Annotated in this window: 17 protein-coding genes; 14 read left to right on the forward strand and 3 right to left on the reverse strand. The window is 40.7% G+C overall.

Translation table 11 applies throughout. The annotated features are described in order from the left end of the window. Positions 1-14 precede the first annotated feature (14 nt). From panD to hpaB, 10 genes are all read left to right on the forward strand, one after another. The gene (gene panD / locus QUF86_RS15890) at positions 15-398 is read left to right on the forward strand and encodes an aspartate 1-decarboxylase (protein ID WP_289315852.1); all 384 of its coding nucleotides are present in this window, start codon (positions 15-17) and stop codon (positions 396-398) included. Between the two features lie 191 nt (positions 399-589). Beyond that, complete coding sequence (dinG, locus tag QUF86_RS15895; protein WP_289334831.1) at positions 590-3,370, forward strand: ATP-dependent DNA helicase DinG; 2,781 nt, start codon at positions 590-592, stop codon at positions 3,368-3,370. Positions 3,371-3,525: 155 nt separating this feature from the next. Beyond that, positions 3,526-3,696, forward strand: a complete 171-nt coding sequence (locus QUF86_RS15900) for a YpmA family protein (RefSeq protein ID WP_064505144.1) — start codon at positions 3,526-3,528, stop codon at positions 3,694-3,696. 18 nt (positions 3,697-3,714) lie between these two features. Further along, positions 3,715-4,191, forward strand: coding sequence for a cell wall elongation regulator TseB-like domain-containing protein (locus QUF86_RS15905; RefSeq protein WP_289315854.1), 477 nt, complete (start codon positions 3,715-3,717; stop codon positions 4,189-4,191). A gap of 19 nt (positions 4,192-4,210) precedes the next feature. Next, positions 4,211-5,395 carry a pyridoxal phosphate-dependent aminotransferase gene (locus tag QUF86_RS15910; protein WP_289334832.1) on the forward strand — a complete coding sequence of 395 codons (1,185 nt, stop codon included), beginning with the start codon at positions 4,211-4,213 and terminating at the stop codon, positions 5,393-5,395. Between the two features lie 219 nt (positions 5,396-5,614). Beyond that, positions 5,615-6,292: a GntR family transcriptional regulator gene (locus tag QUF86_RS15915; RefSeq protein WP_289315856.1), complete on the forward strand. Its 678-nt coding sequence runs from the start codon at positions 5,615-5,617 to the stop codon at positions 6,290-6,292. 108 nt (positions 6,293-6,400) lie between these two features. Then, positions 6,401-7,318, forward strand: a complete 918-nt coding sequence (gene hpaI / locus QUF86_RS15920; RefSeq protein ID WP_289325583.1) for a 2,4-dihydroxyhept-2-ene-1,7-dioic acid aldolase — start codon at positions 6,401-6,403, stop codon at positions 7,316-7,318. A 77-nt stretch (positions 7,319-7,395) separates the two neighbouring features. Beyond that, positions 7,396-8,910, forward strand: coding sequence for a 5-carboxymethyl-2-hydroxymuconate semialdehyde dehydrogenase (gene hpaE / locus QUF86_RS15925; protein WP_289334833.1), 1,515 nt, complete (start codon positions 7,396-7,398; stop codon positions 8,908-8,910). A gap of 29 nt (positions 8,911-8,939) precedes the next feature. Beyond that, positions 8,940-9,923: a 3,4-dihydroxyphenylacetate 2,3-dioxygenase gene (gene hpaD, locus QUF86_RS15930; RefSeq protein ID WP_289334834.1), complete on the forward strand. Its 984-nt coding sequence runs from the start codon at positions 8,940-8,942 to the stop codon at positions 9,921-9,923. Between the two features lie 360 nt (positions 9,924-10,283). Continuing rightward, positions 10,284-11,756, forward strand: coding sequence for a 4-hydroxyphenylacetate 3-monooxygenase, oxygenase component (gene hpaB / locus QUF86_RS15935; protein WP_289334835.1), 1,473 nt, complete (start codon positions 10,284-10,286; stop codon positions 11,754-11,756). Positions 11,757-11,849: 93 nt separating this feature from the next. Here hpaB and QUF86_RS15940 read toward each other — a convergent pair whose 3' ends face one another. Genes QUF86_RS15940 through QUF86_RS15950 form a run of 3 tightly spaced genes read right to left on the reverse strand, consistent with a single transcriptional unit; the run spans position 11,850 to position 13,824 of the window. After that, positions 11,850-12,233, reverse strand: a complete 384-nt coding sequence (locus QUF86_RS15940) for a 5-carboxymethyl-2-hydroxymuconate Delta-isomerase (RefSeq protein WP_289315861.1) — start codon at positions 12,231-12,233, stop codon at positions 11,850-11,852. A gap of 17 nt (positions 12,234-12,250) precedes the next feature. Beyond that, entirely contained in the window at positions 12,251-13,039 is a 789-nt protein-coding gene (locus QUF86_RS15945; protein WP_289334836.1) for a fumarylacetoacetate hydrolase family protein, read from the reverse strand. Then, the gene (locus tag QUF86_RS15950) at positions 13,036-13,824 is read right to left on the reverse strand and encodes a fumarylacetoacetate hydrolase family protein (RefSeq protein ID WP_289334837.1); all 789 of its coding nucleotides are present in this window, start codon (positions 13,822-13,824) and stop codon (positions 13,036-13,038) included. The genes QUF86_RS15945 and QUF86_RS15950 overlap by 4 nt, the downstream gene beginning before the upstream one ends. 811 nt (positions 13,825-14,635) lie before the next feature. Here QUF86_RS15950 and asnS point away from each other — a divergent pair. The 4 genes from asnS (at position 14,636) to QUF86_RS15970 (ending at position 17,952) form a co-directional block, all read left to right on the forward strand. Then, complete coding sequence (asnS, locus tag QUF86_RS15955) at positions 14,636-15,928, forward strand: asparagine--tRNA ligase (protein ID WP_289315864.1); 1,293 nt, start codon at positions 14,636-14,638, stop codon at positions 15,926-15,928. 116 nt (positions 15,929-16,044) lie between these two features. After that, positions 16,045-16,740: a DnaD domain-containing protein gene (locus tag QUF86_RS15960; protein ID WP_289315865.1), complete on the forward strand. Its 696-nt coding sequence runs from the start codon at positions 16,045-16,047 to the stop codon at positions 16,738-16,740. 22 nt (positions 16,741-16,762) lie between these two features. Beyond that, positions 16,763-17,419, forward strand: a complete 657-nt coding sequence (nth, locus tag QUF86_RS15965) for an endonuclease III (protein WP_101222378.1) — start codon at positions 16,763-16,765, stop codon at positions 17,417-17,419. Continuing rightward, a complete protein-coding gene (locus QUF86_RS15970; RefSeq protein WP_289315866.1) occupies positions 17,416-17,952 on the forward strand; it encodes a YpoC family protein in 537 nt (178 codons plus the stop codon). Before nth ends, QUF86_RS15970 begins: the two co-directional genes overlap by 4 nt. Positions 17,953-17,973 lie beyond the last annotated feature (21 nt).

Consider the following 17,973-nt stretch of genomic DNA (forward strand, 5'->3'; position numbering starts at 1 on the left):
CAGGGGGAAATGTGATGTTTCGAACGATGATGAATGGAAAGATCCACCGTGCACGGGTAACTGAAGCTAATTTGAACTATGTTGGCAGTATTACAATTGATGAAGACATAATCGATGCGGTGGGTATTCTGCCTAATGAAAAAGTCACCATCGTGAACAATAATAATGGTGCTCGACTTGAAACGTATGTGATTGCGGGTGAACGGGGGAGCGGTGTCGTGTGTTTGAACGGAGCGGCAGCAAGACTGGTGCAGCCGGATGATATCGTGATAATCATTTCTTACGTGATGGTTGCCGAGGATAAACTGGGAGATCACCAACCAAAAGTTGCGATCATGGATGAAAATAACAAAATCATTGAACTGATTTCAAAAGAACCTGCAGCTACAATCATGTAAGCGGAGGGCCGGCACTTGTGCATGAATCATGCACGGGTGCCGGCCCTTTTCGGCTGATGATGAATGGTGGAACGGGTTTTAGAATAGGTATGATGAACGGCTTGTTTCCTTTATTACGATTATTATGGTATAAAAAAGATAAGAGAATTCCATCAGGAAGTGGAGAAAGCGAAGTTTGAGGTGTACAATTCATGATGCAACGATATGTAGTGGTCGATTTGGAAACAACAGGGAATTCTCCAAAAAAAGGGGATAGGATTATTCAATTTGCTGGCGTGGTCATCGAAAATGACCAAATTGTTGATGAATACTCGACATTCATCCACCCTGGACAGGAAATTTCCTTGTTTATTGAAGAATTGACCGGAATAAGCAACGAGACGGTAAAAAATGCACCTGACTTTGAAGATGTCGCAGAAAATATTGCCCGGCTGATAGAAGGGGCTTGTTTTGTTGCCCATAATGTTTTATTTGACTTATCTTTTTTACAGGAAGAACTAGTACGCTGTGGGTTTGAGCCGTTTTATGGTTCCACCCTTGATACAGTAGAATTAGCGAAAATATTAAAGCCAACATCCGATGGATATAAGCTGCACCAGCTGGCTAAAGAAGAAAACCTAGATCATTCCAGGCCCCATCAAGCGGATAGTGATGCATATGCCACCGCTCTATTATTATTGGAATTGAAAAAAAAGCTGATGAATCTTCCGTTGATGACGCTTAAACAATTATATCGATTATCTTATTCCTTACAAAGTGAGATTTCCGAATTGATAGATGCTTGCATAGCAAGCAAACTTGCTAAAGCAGAAGTCCATTCACCAGATCTTATAACTCATAGGGGCCTTGCATTTAAAAAGGCCGAAGAAGAGAGTGACCATAAAGACACGGAGTCAGAATTCCCGCTCGATGATGAGGAAAAGATCGCCATGCTTCAAAGTGCATTCCCTGCTTTTGAAGCAAGAAGCGGTCAGCTTGATATGATGAACATGATTCACCATTCCTTCGAATCCAGCCAAGATGCAATCATTGAAGCTGGGACAGGTATTGGAAAATCCATAGGCTACCTGCTTCCAGCCGTTTATTTTGCAAGGAAACATCAAAAACCGGTCGTCATTTCGACGTATACGCTTCAGCTACAGGATCAACTTCTCCAAAACGAAGTCCCTAAGCTTAAGTCAATCCTTCCTTTTACCTTTCAAGCTGTTTTGTTAAAGGGAAGAAGTAATTATTTGAGCTTGGCAAAGTTCGAAAGGGCATTGCGTGAAAAGGAAGATAATTATGAAACGGCATTAACTAAAATGCAGATATTGGTTTGGCTTACTGAAACCGTAACAGGCGATAAAGATGAATTGAATCTCACAAGCGGCGGTCAACTGTTTTGGAATAGGCTGCAAAGTGATGGTCTTACATACGCCGGTTTAAAACAGCCCTGGCTAGAATTGGATTTTTTTGAAAGGGCAAAAAAAACGGCGACCAAGGCGGATATCATCATCACTAATCACTCATTTTTAATGACGGATCTACTTACAGAAGACGCTTTGATTCCCAAGAAAGGGTATCTGATACTCGATGAAGCACACCATTTGGAACAGGCTGCATCTAAACAGCTTGGGAGCAGGCTTAATTATATTTCGGTGAAGACGGTTTTGAATAGACTAGGGACATCAGATCAAAAGCAATTATTGTACAAATTGGACAGGTTACTCTTAAATAATGGACTGACGGATGGGAAGTCTTCGCATGAATTAGATCAAAAGCTTAGTGACTTTTCCTATGAATTCGAACAGCTTTTTTATTACATCTCCAGTCAGGCGGAAAAACTTTCCCGTTCCATGAGTCCGAAACGGCTTTCATTCAAAATAGATGATGGCAGATGGGGTAAAGCGATCCTGGTGGCTGAGCGATTGGTTGACTTGTTAGGTTATATCATCACGGAATTAGAGAAAAGATTGGCGCTTTTATTGAATAAAGAGTCCCCCTTGGGTAAAAATTCATTATTTTACTTAAATGATATTGAAGTGCTGCTTGGGCATTTGCAGGATACCAGGGACTCCCTACATGAATTTTTCATTAAGCCTCATGAAGAAAATATTTATTGGCTTGATTATACGAATTCAACACCTCAGCACGGGGTGACTCTTACGGTTCAGCCGATTTCAGGAAGTAAATGGTTGTGGGATTCCTATTTCGGGCGCCAAAAAAGTGTGATCATGACATCAGCAACCCTTGTGGTGAAGGATTCTTTTAATTATTTTAAAGAACAACTCGGTTTAGAGAATGAGCTTATTCAGACAGCGAGTTTTCCTTCGCCCTTTCCTTATAAGGAACTCGTAAAGGTTCTGGTTCCAAATGATATACCGGATATCAATTGCTTAACGGTGGAGGAATTCTCGGAAACCGCAGCAAACCATATTATTGCCGCCGCTCAGGCAGCTAAAGGCAGGATGATGGTATTGTTCACCTCCCATGAGATGCTGCGGGCAACGTATCATTCCATTAAAGACACTGGTGTCCTGGATGAGTTCACCCTGTTTGCACAAGGGATTTCTGGTGGAAGCCGTATGAGGCTGCTCAGGAATTTCCAAAATTTCGAAAAAGCCGTCCTTTTTGGGACAACCAGCCTTTGGGAAGGCGTCGATATACCAGGCGAGGATTTATCTTGTTTAATCATTGTCAGGCTGCCTTTTTCTCCTCCGGATGAACCAGTGACAGCTGCAAAATGCCAACTTCTCGAGAAGCAAGGGCGTAATGCTTTTTCTGCGTATTCTTTACCTGAAGCCCTGTTAAGGTTCCGACAAGGATTCGGCAGGCTTATACGAACTCCAGAAGATAAAGGGATTTTGGTTATTCTTGATCGCCGCATCGTCACTGCCAAATATGGTCCCGAATTTCAAAAGGCCATTCCGGCAGTCGACTGGCACCAAGCCTCAATAATAGAAATGGCTGATATGATAGAAGAGTGGATATAAAGAATCTTTAGATTATTCATTAATCCAATTGAATTTTTATCAATTTATAAAGAAAAATAACTTATGAACTGGTATAATGTGAAAGGTGGTAAAGCCTTCAAATCCTTTTCATACCAGTGGTTGTTGACAATATTTAAAAATGGAGGGGCGTTTTCATGGAAAGTAAAATTGAAGTAATTTCAACAGTCAGGTTGCAACATTCTCCTGATCTGTATAAAATTGTGGATTCTTTGAACCGAACATTGAAAAAAGATGATTTAATGTTCGGTCTGGCATTGGATTCCGAAGATCAAGAAAAAGCGATATTTACAATTTATCGTACATAGAAAGAGGGAAAAGCAGCATTGAAAAAATGGTTGATTATTGCTTCTATCCTGGTCCTTTGTTTTATCGGATTTGTCAGCGGGGCATATATTAAAGCGTTGCAGCCTAAAAAAGAAGCTGGTGATGAGGCTTTTAAAAAGGCGAAGGAAGAGGGCGGCCTTGTGACCATGGAAGAATTCTACCTTTATAATGGGCAGGATTCATACTCTGTCATCATTGGTAAGGGAGAAAAAGGGACTAAAAAAATAGTCTGGCTTCCTGAGGACAAGAAGAAAGAAATAGTAGTGGAAAACTATAAAGATGGTAAATCAAAAAAAGAAATCTTAAGCATTGTCAATGAAAATCTCAATCCCCAAAAAATCATTTCAGTTAAGCTAGGCATGGAAAAGAACGTTCCGCTTTGGGAAGTAACTTATCTTGATGAATCAGAGCGTTTTAACTATGATTATTACGATTTTAAAACTGGGGAATGGCTTAAGTATTATCGAAGCATTTAGAATGGAGGATTAATTTACAATGAAATTAGCGAACCGGGTTCAGTCATTAACCCCATCAACAACATTGGCCATCACGGCAAAAGCAAAGGAACTTAAGGACCAAGGTCTTGATATAATTGGTTTGGGGGCAGGTGAACCAGACTATAATACGCCCCAACATATTATAGATGCCGCCCTTCAATCCATGAATGAAGGTCAAACAAAATACACGCCATCCGCTGGTCTGCCGAAGCTAAAAGAAGCAATTGCAGCTAAATTGAAGCGTGATCAAGGCCTGGAATACAAACCTTCTGAAATTTTAGTTGGCTCTGGTGCAAAGCACGCACTTTACACATTGTTTCAAGCGATCCTGGATGAAGAAGATGAAGTGATTGTTCCGATACCGTATTGGGTAAGTTATCCTGAGCAAATCAAGCTTGCTGACGGAAAGCCAGTTTATGTTGTCGGAACGGAAGAAAACCAATATAAAATCACTAAGGAACAATTAGAACAAGCGATTACCGAAAAAACCAAAGCTGTTATCATCAACTCGCCAAGCAATCCAACGGGCATGCTTTATTCCAGGGAAGAACTAGCGGCTATCGGGGAAGTTTGCCTAGCTCATGATATCTTGATCGTTTCCGACGAGATTTACGAAAAGTTGGTTTATGGAAATGCTAAACATACATCCATTGCAGAGATTTCACCGGAATTGAAAAAGCAAACGATCATCATCAATGGTGTATCTAAATCGCATTCGATGACTGGCTGGAGAATTGGTTATGCAGTCGGTGAAGAGTCCATCATTAAGGCAATGACGAACCTCGCTAGCCATAGCACATCCAACCCTACGACAACCGCTCAATATGGAGCGATTGCCGCTTATGAAGGTTCGCAGGAGCCTGTGGAAGAAATGCGTCAGGCATTTGAAGGCCGTTTGAATAAGATATATGATAAATTGGTTGAGATTCCGGGTATTAGCTGCATTAAACCACAAGGGGCATTTTACTTATTCCCGAACGTTAAAAGTGCAGTTGAATTAACGGGTTACAGCAATGTCGAAGAGTTTACGACTGCATTGCTGGAGGAAGCACAAGTGGCTGTTATTCCAGGTTCAGGATTTGGTGCACCTGATAACATCAGACTCTCTTATGCAACTTCATTGGAATTGCTGGAAGCAGCCGTTGAAAGAATCCATTCATTCGTTAAATCAAAAATGGCATAATTTTTTTAAAAACCTGCAGACTACCTGGCTACAACAGGGTCTGCAGGTTTTTTTAGTGGAATTACTAACCCTCCCTTTTAAAGGGAGTTTTTATCATATCAAACCTTCCATAGGTAACTGAACATTATATAATGCAAATCAAGCTTGCAAAGGAAAATCATATATGATTTTTAATAAAAACCGATTGCAATCATATATGATTTCATATATGATGAAAATATGGAAGATAAAAACAAAAACCCCAGCAAAAAGCAAATTGCTTATGAACACCTTCGTAAATTAATTTTGGATGGAACATACGGTTCTGGACAGCGGATCATTATCGATCAAACGGCAAAAGAACTTAGTTTAAGTCCGATTCCTGTCAGGGAAGCAATCAGACAACTTGAATCTGACGGCCTTATTCAATATAAGCCTTATAGTGGAGCAGTGGTTACAAGCATAAATGAGAGCGAATACATTGAAACTCTTTCTGTTTTATCTTTGCTTGAAGGCTATGCAGCCGCACTCAGTTCTTTAACGATGAATGATCATGATTTTGAAAATCTAATTAAATTAAACAAAGAAATGGAAAAAGCGCTCCATAACTTTGAATTAGAGCTGTTTGGTAAGTTAAACGAGTGTTTTCATGCTGAAATTTATGAAAGGTGCGGAAATTCCTTTTTAATAGAGGAAATTAAACAGGCGCAACAAAGAATGAATAGAGTCAGAAAGTCAATGTTCACCATGGTGCCGCAACGCGCAGTCCAATCCATTCGTGAACATGAAAGCATCATAAGGCTTTTAAAGGAAAAAGCTTCTTTTGAAGATATTGAATCATTGGTGAGAAAGCATAAACTGAATGCCATAAGTACATTCAAGCAGAGGTCGGAAACTAATCACGATCAGGCACTTTGATGATCTAGGCTTTGTTTTATAATAGTCGATCGATTATTTATAAAAGCAAGGCCGATTTTTTTACCTATATTATTCCGAATATTCAAATAATAAAAAGGTGGTAGGGAAATGTACGAAGAAATCAAAAGTCGTTTAAGAGGATCCATCGCTCCAGTAATCACTCCGTTTGATGACAAGATGGAAGTGGATGTAAAAGCAATTGAAAATCTGGTAAACTGGCATATTGAAAGCGGTTCCCATGGAATCTCGGTATGCGGGACTACAGGCGAGCCCAGTTCACTAACGATTGAGGAGCGGGAATTAGTGATGGAAACGGCCATTAAAACAGCAAATTCCCGTGTTCCAGTCGCTCCTGGTACTGGATCTGCTAATCAGAAAGAAACGTTACATTTGACAAAAAGGGCACAGGAAATGGGGGCGGATGCTGCTTTAGTGATCGTTCCATATTACAATAAGCCAAATCAACAGGCACTTTACAATCATTTTAAGACAGTAGCTGATTCTGTTGACATCCCGCTTATCGTTTATAACATTCCTGGAAGAACGGCGACGAATTTAGAAGTGAAGACATTGGCACGTCTTGCTGAAGATTGTAAAAATATTATTGGTGTAAAGGAATCTAATAAGGATTTCGAACATGTGAACCGTGTCTTATTAAATTGTGGAAGGGATTTTCTCTTATATTCAGGCATAGAATTATTATGCTATCCAATGCTGGCTATAGGAGGAGCGGGACATATAAGTGCTACAGCCAATATCACTCCTAAAGAAGTGGCGGAAATTTATAACCATTGGGTGGAAGGTGATGTGAATAAGGCTCTGGACCTCCATTATAAATTAATGCCATTGAATGATGTTTTGTTTAAAGAAACAAATCCAGGACCTTTAAAAGCAGCGATGGGGATGATGGGAAAAATCAATCCTGCATTAAGGCCGCCTATGGGCCCGCCTTCGGAACCATTAGAAAAGGAACTGCGTGAAACCCTTCAATCATACGGACTTATTGACCAAGTGATCGGATCATAATTGGTAGATTGGGAAGATAGCAGAATTTCATACGATTTTTGGCTTCTTCCCGAATTAATTATTAAGGAGGATTTATCATGCCAACTTTTCCCGTGCAAGATGTCCAACATTACATCAATGGTCAATTTGTTGATGGTACCTTAGGGAAAACATTTGAAAATCTTAGCCCTTTTAATAATCAAGCAATCAATAATGTGGCAGAAGGGTTTAAACAGGACATTGATCTAGCGGTAGCTGCTGCAAGAGATGCATTCGATAACGGTCCATGGAGAAAGATGAAAGTGGAAGAAAGATTGAAATACATTAATAGGATTGCTGATTTAATTGAAGAAAATGCCGAAGAAATTTCCTTCTTGGAATCACTTGATACAGGGTTGCCGATTAGCCAGACAAAAAAACAGGCTGCAAGGGGAGCGGAGAATTTCCGTTTTTATTCTGAAATGGTGAAAAGCAGGCTTATAGGAGAATCGTATCAAGTGGATGACACTTTCATTAATTATACGATTCATAAACCGATAGGAGTGGCGGGATTGATCACTCCTTGGAATGCGCCTTTCATGTTAGAAACCTGGAAAATCGCCCCGGCTCTGGCTACAGGTAATACATGTGTCCTTAAACCGGCGGAATGGTCTCCGTTGACAGCAAATAAATTGGCTCAAATCGTGGACCAATCCGGTTTGCCAAAAGGCGTATTCAATATCGTTCACGGTTTTGGGGAGACAGCAGGAGCGTCCTTGGTCGCCCATCCTGATGTCCAATTGATATCCTTTACCGGAGAAACGACTACTGGAGCTGAAATCATTAAAAATGGTGCGGATACAATGAAACGTTTTTCCATGGAACTCGGAGGTAAATCACCAGCTATCATTTTTGAAGATGCCGAACTGGAAAAGGCCATGGATTCAGTGGTTTGGGGAATCTATTCATTCAATGGGGAGCGCTGCACGGCTAATTCCAGGTTATTTGTCCATGAATCGATAATAGACCAGTTCGTTGCAGAATTGAAGGAACGTGTTCATAATATTAAAATTGGAAATCCAATGGAAGCAGGAACGGAAATTGGACCGCTGATTCATCGAAATCATTTTGATAATGTCTCCCGTTATCTGGATATAGCAAAAGATGAAGGGGCAGAAATTGTGAGCGGTGTCATACCGGTTGAATTTAAAGAAGGGAATTATATCGCCCCGACGCTTCTCTTGAACTGTACAAATGATATGACGGTAGCACAGGAAGAAATTTTTGGACCTGTCATGGCAGTTATTCCTTTCAAGACGGAAGAGGAAGTACTGAAAATGGCCAACGATGTAAAGTATGGGCTTGCTGCTTATGTATGGACCAATGATATGAAACGAGGACATAGATTTGCTCAAGCTGTCGATAGTGGGATGGTCTGGGTGAATTCTCAAAATGTAAGAGATTTACGGATACCATTTGGAGGATCGAAATATAGTGGGGTTGGACGTGAAGGTGGCCATTATAGCTTTGAATTTTATACAGAAACACAAGTTATCCACGTGGCGATTGGAGAACACCATATTCCAAAATTCGGGGATTCGAAACGAAATGCCGTTTCTTCTGCTGAAAAATAATTCGGATTTCAAAAGAAGGGGAGAATACTATGAATTTTTCTATTATTCGTGTTGCGAGAACGATACTTAATGTAACAGATTTAGATAAATCAAGGGCCTTTTATGTGGATGCTTTAGGTTTTGTTGAAACGGAAAGAACAAATGAACACATTTATTTACGTGGTTTAGAGGAAGCGCATCATCACTCGCTTATCTTGAAAAAGGCAAAAAAGCCAAGCGTTGAAGCGATAGGATACAAAGTTGAAAAAGAGGAAGACCTTAAAGAATTGGAATCTTTTTTCCTTTCAAAGGGGATGAAAATGAAGTGGATGAAAGAGGGAACACAGCATGCATTAGGCAAATCGCTTCGAGTTCAGGATATTTCCGGTTTGCCAGTGGAATTTTTCAGCAAAATGGATAAAGCCGAGAGATTGCTGCAACGATTCGATTTGCATAGGGGTTCAAGGGTCCAAAGGATCGATCATGTGAATTGTAGTGTAACAAATGTGCAAAAAGCCCATGATTTTTATGTGAAGGAATTAGGTTTCGCCTGTTCGGAAGATACTGTTGATGAGTCGGGTCAATTATGGGCGACATGGCTACATAGAAAACAAACGGTCCATGACCAGGCATTCATGAACGGAATCGGTCCAAGACTTCATCATGTAGGCTTCTTTCTGCCAGATCCCCTTGCACTTATCCATGCATGTGATGTGCTGGCATCACTCGGATATGCACAGTCCATCGAACGCGGCCCCGGAAGGCATGGTCTATCCAATGCATTCTTCCTATATTTAAGAGACCCGGACGGTCATAGGATCGAATTATACAATGGGGATTATTTAACGTCCGACCCAGATACAGAACCAATCCATTGGGATTTGAATGATCCAAGGCGTCAGACATTCTGGGGAGCCAAAGCTCCGGATTCATGGTTTGATGAGTCTTCCGCTGTTCTTGATATAATATCAGGTGAAGAAGTTACTCTTGAAGAACCGATCCTGGAAAAAAGCAAGCCTGAATTCATCATCTGATTGCAGCGCGGATATAGGGTGAATGAACGAGCGTCTCGTCAAAACTAACGTTACTCTGATTTTGGAGTGACTATGCATGTGTTCACGTTTCCGTGACAAACTATTCATCCGATCATACCAACTGTTTACCGGTTAAGGGAAAAAGTGAACTGGTGAATATAAAATGGAAAACCGCTATATTATGAAAGAACTGCTTACTGAAATTTTTAATGGAACCTTTCTTGTAGAAGAGGAAGGAAGATGGATTTGATATCATTCATGTTCAGCACAAACTTAACTGTATTTCTATTAATTAATTGAATTTTTTAAATTATTCATTTGTAAGCGCTTCGTTTATTGATGCTGAAGGGGGATTCAATCATGCCGGCAAAAACGGGTAAAGAATATATTAATAGGGTAGACAAAGCAAAGGCGAATGTATGGATCAATGGGGAGCAAGTAGAGGATAAGATCAGTGAACATCCAGCTTTTAAAGGGGTCATGAAAACACAGGCGGAATTATATGACCTCCAACATGATTCTGCGAAAGAAGACATCATGACTTATATTTCACCAACTTCCAATGAAAGAGTAGGAACCTCATTCATGCAGCCCCGTACTAAGGAAGACCTTGAAAAAAGGAGGAAAATGATTCAAGAATGGGCAAGACATAATAATGGAATGATGGGACGTTCCCCTGATTATATCAACAGTGGGATGATGGCGTACGGTTCTGCGGCGGATATGTTCGGCAACCAGGATTCGGCATTTGCGAAAAATATGAAAGATTACTATGAGCTCTGCCGGGAAAAGGATTTGTCGTTGACACATACCCTGATTCAACCACAGGTAAATAGGGGAGTTAGTGCGGCAAAGCTTCCGGACCCTTACATCGCTGCCCGGATTGCCGGCAAGAATTCGGAAGGGCTTATTATAAAGGGAGCCAGATTATTAGCTACACAAGGAGGAATTACGGATGAAATCATGGTTTTCCCTTCAACATTGCTTAAACAATCTGAAGAAGAAAACCCTTATGCATTCGCATTCTCCATACCAAATAATACACCGGGGTTAAAATTCATCTGTCGTGAATCATTTGACTATGGCAAATCACATTTCGACCATCCACTTGGTTCACGATTTGAGGAAATGGATTCGATTATCGTTTTTGATGATGTAGTCGTTCCTTGGAATCGGGTATTTGCATATGGGGATGTCGGCATTTGCAACCAGGCTTATAATGAAAGCAATGCGGTTGTTCATATGACCCATCAGGTAGTATCGAAGAATATCGTCAAAACCGAGTTCGTTCTAGGGATTTTGCAACTAATGGTGGAGACCATCAATATAGGGCAATACCAGCATGTTCAGGAGAAAATTTCGGAAGTCATCATAGCCCTTGAAACGGTAAAAGCTTTCATTACAGCTTCGGAGGCAAACGCGAAAGTGGATAAGTGGGGAATGATGACACCTGATTTCACACCGTTAAACATAGCCCGTAATTATTATCCGAAGATTTACCCTAGATTCAGTGAAATAATGCAGCTTCTTGGTGCTAGTGGCTTAATGGCGATACCTAATGAAGCCGATTTCAATTCGGAGCTTCGACCGGATTTGGATAAATATCTTCAGGCCGCTAATGGTGGAGCCTATGACAGGGTTAAATTGTATCGCCTCGCATGGGATGTATGCATGAGTTCATTTGGAACCAGGCAAACGCTGTACGAAAGATTCTTTTTTGGGGATCCGGTCCGTATGGCCAGCGCTTTATATAACGGCTATGATAAACAGGAATATGTGGATCGTGTCAAGGAGTTCTTGAACCGTACTGAACATCTTGCAGAAATCAACTGAGTCCGGTAGCGGTATCCGATCATTTCATAATAAAAGGCCTTCCCGACGATCGGGAAGGCCTTTTATTATACAGTCGGAATTCCAATAGTTCATTTATTTATATCGATCATGAATATTATTTTTTTTATATGTGCCAAAATCACTGAATTCCGTAAGTTCCATGGAAAGGGCAAGATATCTTTTTGAAAAGAGGGATGCCAAATGGGCTTCCATCGTTTCGAAAAGTTGGTCACATACTTTGATTTTATCACTGTCCTGGCGCCCAGCGCCAATTTTTAGTATGGCATGAACAAAGGCATCATCCTCTGTTCCATCGGCAACACGATAATGTTTCAATTCAATGGCCCGGGATCGGATGCCGCCGATTGGAAAGATGGAAGGATAGGAGATCAGTACATCATTCACCTTGCTCAATAAGCTGTCAATCTGGATTTCATCTTTGATATTATCCGTATACTCTATAATAATATGAGGCATGTAATTAGTCCCTTCCGTTATTTATGGATTTTTAAATGTGGCCGATCCCCGCCTTCTGTAAATATATCGTCACCGACTATTGTGCTGACGAGTTTTCCGATACCTTCAATTTCAGTGATGATTTCATCGCCTACAGCAGTATCCGCCAATCCTTCCGGTGTGCCTGTCAATATTATATCGCCTGGACTCAATGTCATGAAGCTGCTGAAATATTCAATTAAATCAGCGATGCTGAAAATCATATCTTTCGTGTTGCCTTCCTGAGTCAATTTTCCGTTGACATATGACTTGATGGCAAGATTTGAAGGGTCTGTAATATCTTCGGCATCTACTAGCCAAGGACCGATGGGGGTGCAGGTATCGCGATTTTTAACCTTTAAGTTTGGTCGATAGTAATTCTCAAGATAATCCCGTATTGCATAATCATTTGCAATGGTATATCCACTTATATACTTAAAGGCTTCTTCCTTTTTTATGTTCTTCGCCTTTTTACCGATGACGACTGCCAGTTCACATTCATAGTGCATATAAGATGCATCAGCAGGCCGTCTTGTCTGCCCACGGTGGCCGATAAAGGTATTGGGACCTTTTAAGAACGCCAGGGGTTCTTCCGGGGTTTTAAAAGCAAGCTCCTTCGCATGGTCTGCATAATTCAAGCCAAGTGCGAACACAGTCCGCGGTTCCACTGGGGGAAGCCAGACAACATCTTGCTCATGGACAATCCGGCCATCCGCCAATTGGAGCTGGCCATTATATTCACTTGCTTGATGTATGGCACCTGCATAGGCTATACGTGCTCTCTTCATAAAATTCCCTCCATTGATAATTTTTCTTCGGAAATGATTGTATTTTCCAAATATCCGATTTCGTCAATTTCTATTCTAATATGGTCATTGGCTTTTGCCAGTGGTGCATTCTCTGGAACTCCCACTAAAAGGACGTCACCCGGATTCAAAGTCATGAAGTCTGTTACATCCTCAATTAGGTGGGGGATGGAGCGAATTAGATTTGAAGTTGAATTTTCTTGCCTAAGCACCCCATTAATATATACACGGATTCCTAGAGAATCGGGGTTGGATATGGATTCCTTGAATACGACCCAGGGACCGATCGGGCAAAATCCATCACGTGCTTTATAGCGGATCGCAGGGCGGTAAACGCTTTCATGCGGGATGCTAATATCATTGGCGATCGTAAAACCTTCTATAAAATCCAGTGCATGTTCTTTTTTGACTCTTGTTGCCGTTTTATTGATTACTATTCCAAGTGCCGCCCCGATTTCCAATGCAGGTATACCTTTTGGAAGGGGAACTGGATTTGAAAAAGAAGATAACGTGTTTCTAGGTTTAATATAAAGGATCGGCCCTTTAGGAGGTTCATTATAAGGAGCTTGGTGGAACTTCCCCTTCAATGCATCCAATGATCCTTTATAGTTTAATAATGTCCCATATACCGTTCCTGAAATAGGGATATCCAACTTTATTTGTGATACCTCATATTTATCACCGTTCATTAATAAATACTTTTTTGACAATATTTCAATTTCTTCGGAATATTCCGATTTTTGGAGTTTCACTCTTGCTTTTGTCATGGACACTCACCCCTTGATTTATTATTAATCATATATGATATCGTATATGATTTTTTGTTTAAGTTCAACATTTTTAGATTATTCAGTATAATTATACAAAAATTGTTAAAAAGATTGGTTTTACTGAAAAATGTCTTGAACATTTAGTTAGTAGAGCATCCAGACATCGTCCTTGGTCATAACTCATAGGAGGATTCTCTTATAATAATGTGGAAATTCCCTTTGGGTTCAGATTTAAGAATGGGTGGTTGAACCGATATGAATTCATGGCTGCACACAGTATCCGAAAAAAATTGGACTTTATGGCTGTGCTTCTCTGCAGGCTACTGAAATGGCAATATAGGGGAGTTCGTGCCTATATTTGGAGAAGTAAATTTGTTTTGGGCATGATGGATATAAATACGATGAAAGGACCTAATGGCATGGTTCTGCCCAATAGCACATACATAACTGCTTATAGGTGGTTGTTCGCATCAATGGTCTGGGAACAAGAAAACAGATATTTGAACAGGTCCTGTAGCAGATATTTAAAAGTTTAGATGATAGGGTTCAATCATAGTTTTAAAAGCTGAAATGTCAATCGATACATATACCGAGTTGATCATACTGGCTTGGGCGGCTGCCATGTCAGCAAATTCGTTAGGGCAGTATCTACCATGCAATCTGGCGAATACGCTCAAAAAACCTGAAAGTGATATCAAAGGCGTGGAACTTCCGCTTCAATTGATTTATTTGCTTGTAAGCAGGGCTATGGGTATAATAAGTAGAGTATATTACATAGTAAGTTAAGCTATTTTTGGAGGTAAATTCCGTGAAAATTACAATAAAAGATGCTAGCAAATTCGTCGATCAAGAAGTTACCATTGGAGGCTGGCTTGCCAGCAAGCGTTCCAGTGGGAAAATTGCTTTTCTTCAAATCCGTGATGGCTCCGGTTTCATTCAAGGAGTGGTCGTGAAAGCTGAAGTGGGTGAAGAAGTTTTCGCTCGTGCGAAATCGGTTTCGCAAGAGACATCCATGTATGTAACTGGTGTCATTCAAAAGGATGAACGCTCGCCGTTCGGTTTTGAATTACAAGTGAAAGATATTGAAATCATTCATGAATCATTGGATTATCCAATTACACCTAAAGCGCATGGTCCTGAATTCTTAATGGATAACCGCCATTTGTGGCTGCGTTCAAAACGACAGCATGCAGTCATGAAAATCCGTAATGAAATAATCCGGGCTACATATGAATTCTTTAATGAAGAAGGTTTCGTAAAAGTCGATCCCCCCATTTTAACAGGAAGCGCTCCAGAGGGAACGAGTGAATTGTTCGCGACTAAATATTTTGATGAGGATGCATACCTTTCACAAAGTGGACAGCTTTATATGGAAGCGGCAGCCATGGCACTAGGGAAGGTATTTTCTTTTGGTCCTACCTTCAGGGCAGAAAAATCCAAAACAAGACGGCATTTAATCGAGTTCTGGATGATTGAACCGGAAATGGCTTTCATCGAATTTAAAGAAAATCTGGAGGTTCAGGAACAATTCGTATCTTCCATCATCCAATCTGTATTGAAAAACTGTCAGCTTGAGTTGAATACCCTGGGCCGTGACACAGCAAAGCTTGAACAAATTAAAGCTCCTTTCCCGCGTATTACCTATGATGAAGCCATTAAGTTCCTTCATGAACAAGGATTTGATGATATCCAATGGGGTGATGATTTTGGGGCGCCGCACGAAACTGCAATAGCAGAAAGTTATGAAAAGCCAGTTTTCATAACTCATTATCCAACCAAAATCAAGCCTTTCTATATGCAGCCTGCTCCTGACAGGGAAGAAGTCGTTCTTTGTGCCGATTTGATCGCTCCCGAAGGATACGGGGAAATAATTGGCGGTTCGGAGCGGATTCATGATCTGGAATTGCTTGAACAAAGAATCAACGAGCATGGCTTGAGCGAAGATGCTTACAAATGGTATATGGAATTAAGAAAATACGGATCTGTACCGCATTCGGGCTTCGGGTTGGGGTTAGAACGTACTGTTGCTTGGATCAGTGGAGTTGAACATGTCCGTGAAACCATTCCGTTCCCACGTCTATTAAATCGTTTATATCCTTGATCTCTTAAAGAAGCGGTTATCTGGCCATATTGGGCAGATAACCGTTTTTTGTTAAAATTATAAGCTTATTCGGGGAGCCATATTCATGTTATACTTAATCAGAGGTGTCCAAAAACATGAATAAAGAACATTTATATGCGTGGTTTAAGGAAGGAACGATAACGATTCCATCCTTTTTGTTGACTAACTATAAGACAATGGGACTGAATGAACAAGAAATGGTCCTATTATTACAATTGCAAAGCTTTATCGATAAAGGTAACCATTTCCCTGCACCATCCCAACTATCTGACCGAATGACATTGCAGGAAACGGAATGTCTATTCCTAATCCAGCGTTTGGTTCAAAGGGGATTTGTTGAAATGGTGGTTGAAGGGAGTCAAGAAATCGGACAGGAAAAATACTCGTTGTCTCCACTTTATGAAAAAATGATGGACTGTTTCTTAAAAACTTTGAAACAGTCAGAGTCGGCTGAGGTCCAAAAAGCGGGGGAGAGCCTTTATACGATTTTTGAACAGGAGTTTGGCCGCCCTTTATCTCCATTTGAATGTGAGACATTGGCAATGTGGATGGAGGACGACCATCAGCCTGAGATCATTAAGTCAGCTCTTAGGGAGTCTGTCATTTCCGGTAAATTGAATTTCCGATACATTGATCGGATTTTATTCGAGTGGAAAAAGAATGGAATAAAAACCTTGGAACAGGCAAGGGAGCAAGGACAAAAATTTAGAGTTCATCAAAAGAGGGACCGGAAGACGGAAACTGCACAACCATTGAAAGATGTGCCTTTTTATAACTGGCTCGAGCAGTAATGTAAATTGAAGGAGAACCAATATGTTGAATAAAGCTCAAATTCGATATTGTCTGGATACAATGGGGGAAATGTTTCCGGATGCCCATTGTGAGCTGAATCACTCCAATCCATTTGAATTGGTGATTGCCGTTGCCTTGTCAGCTCAATGTACGGATGTATTAGTCAATAAAGTCACTAAGGATTTATTTCAAAAATATAAAACGCCTGAGGATTACATAAGCGTTCCGATAGAAGAGTTGGAAAATGACATTCGCTCAATCGGTTTGTTTCGTAACAAGGCTAAGAACATACAAAAGTTGTCGCGCATGCTGATCGAAGAATACGGTAAGGAAGTACCCAGAGATCGTGATGAGCTTGTTAAATTGCCTGGTGTGGGCAGAAAGACGGCTAATGTAGTCGTTTCCGTTGCGTTTGATGTGCCAGCGATAGCTGTGGATACCCATGTAGAGCGTGTTTCCAAGCGCCTGGGATTATGCCGTTGGAAGGATAGTGTCCTCGATGTTGAGAAAACGTTGATGGCTAAGATACCAAAGGATGAATGGTCCGTTACGCATCACCGCCTGATATTCTTTGGACGCTATCATTGCAAGGCACAGTCACCAAGATGTGAAACCTGCCCACTTCTCGAATTATGCCGTGAAGGAAAAAAAAGAATGAAAAGGAAAGAGGCCAATTGACGCAGTCCATATCATTAAAAGTCCCTGCAGAATTGGACCATCCTTTGTTTTTCCCTGAGAAGGAAACCATCTTGGAAAAAGAACACTATGCAGGGTGGAGTGTTTCGATCCCATTCGAGGCTTTTCCGTACGAGTTACTTTACTATAATGATGTTGAATCGTATACTCCTTGGACTAAGGGGGCAATTCATGTAAAGGAACTACTGGAAAAATGGAAGGGAATCGATACAGAATGCAGCTTGCTATTTTCAGAGCGAAAAGTGGGACGGACCTTGGGACTCATGAAGCAGGGTATAGGATTATTTTTAACTGCAGTCTTCTGGATGCATGGAAAGCCTGTGTTATTGAGTGATTTTCGGCTACAAATAAAATCTTTAAATCATATTCCAGTGAATCTGGCCGAAAGGCTGTCTTTCATCCTTGAAAGACCTGCTTCTTTCCATTCGTATAGACAACTTAGTGAGTTGTTCCGAGAATTTGAAAAACAACATGTGAAGTTCATGATTAAAAATAAGAATAAAAAAAACGTCTAAGCTTATAGCTTAGACGTTTTT

It is taken from the genome of Peribacillus sp. NJ11, from assembly GCF_030348405.1.
GTDB lineage: Bacteria > Bacillota > Bacilli > Bacillales > DSM-1321 > Peribacillus.

Coding starts and splice junctions, on each gene's coding strand:
- panD (WP_289315852.1), top strand. CDS start 15: ATGTTTCGAACGATGATGAATGGAAAGATCCACCGTGCACGGGTAACT.
- QUF86_RS15960 (WP_289315865.1), top strand. CDS start 16,045: ATGAATAAAGAACATTTATATGCGTGGTTTAAGGAAGGAACGATAACG.
- QUF86_RS15950 (WP_289334837.1), bottom strand. CDS start 13,824: ATGACAAAAGCAAGAGTGAAACTCCAAAAATCGGAATATTCCGAAGAA.
- QUF86_RS15940 (WP_289315861.1), bottom strand. CDS start 12,233: ATGCCTCATATTATTATAGAGTATACGGATAATATCAAAGATGAAATC.
- QUF86_RS15910 (WP_289334832.1), top strand. CDS start 4,211: ATGAAATTAGCGAACCGGGTTCAGTCATTAACCCCATCAACAACATTG.
- nth (WP_101222378.1), top strand. CDS start 16,763: ATGTTGAATAAAGCTCAAATTCGATATTGTCTGGATACAATGGGGGAA.
- hpaB (WP_289334835.1), top strand. CDS start 10,284: ATGCCGGCAAAAACGGGTAAAGAATATATTAATAGGGTAGACAAAGCA.
- QUF86_RS15900 (WP_064505144.1), top strand. CDS start 3,526: ATGGAAAGTAAAATTGAAGTAATTTCAACAGTCAGGTTGCAACATTCT.
- dinG (WP_289334831.1), top strand. CDS start 590: ATGATGCAACGATATGTAGTGGTCGATTTGGAAACAACAGGGAATTCT.
- QUF86_RS15945 (WP_289334836.1), bottom strand. CDS start 13,039: ATGAAGAGAGCACGTATAGCCTATGCAGGTGCCATACATCAAGCAAGT.
- QUF86_RS15915 (WP_289315856.1), top strand. CDS start 5,615: ATGGAAGATAAAAACAAAAACCCCAGCAAAAAGCAAATTGCTTATGAA.
- hpaE (WP_289334833.1), top strand. CDS start 7,396: ATGCCAACTTTTCCCGTGCAAGATGTCCAACATTACATCAATGGTCAA.
- hpaD (WP_289334834.1), top strand. CDS start 8,940: ATGAATTTTTCTATTATTCGTGTTGCGAGAACGATACTTAATGTAACA.
- hpaI (WP_289325583.1), top strand. CDS start 6,401: ATGTACGAAGAAATCAAAAGTCGTTTAAGAGGATCCATCGCTCCAGTA.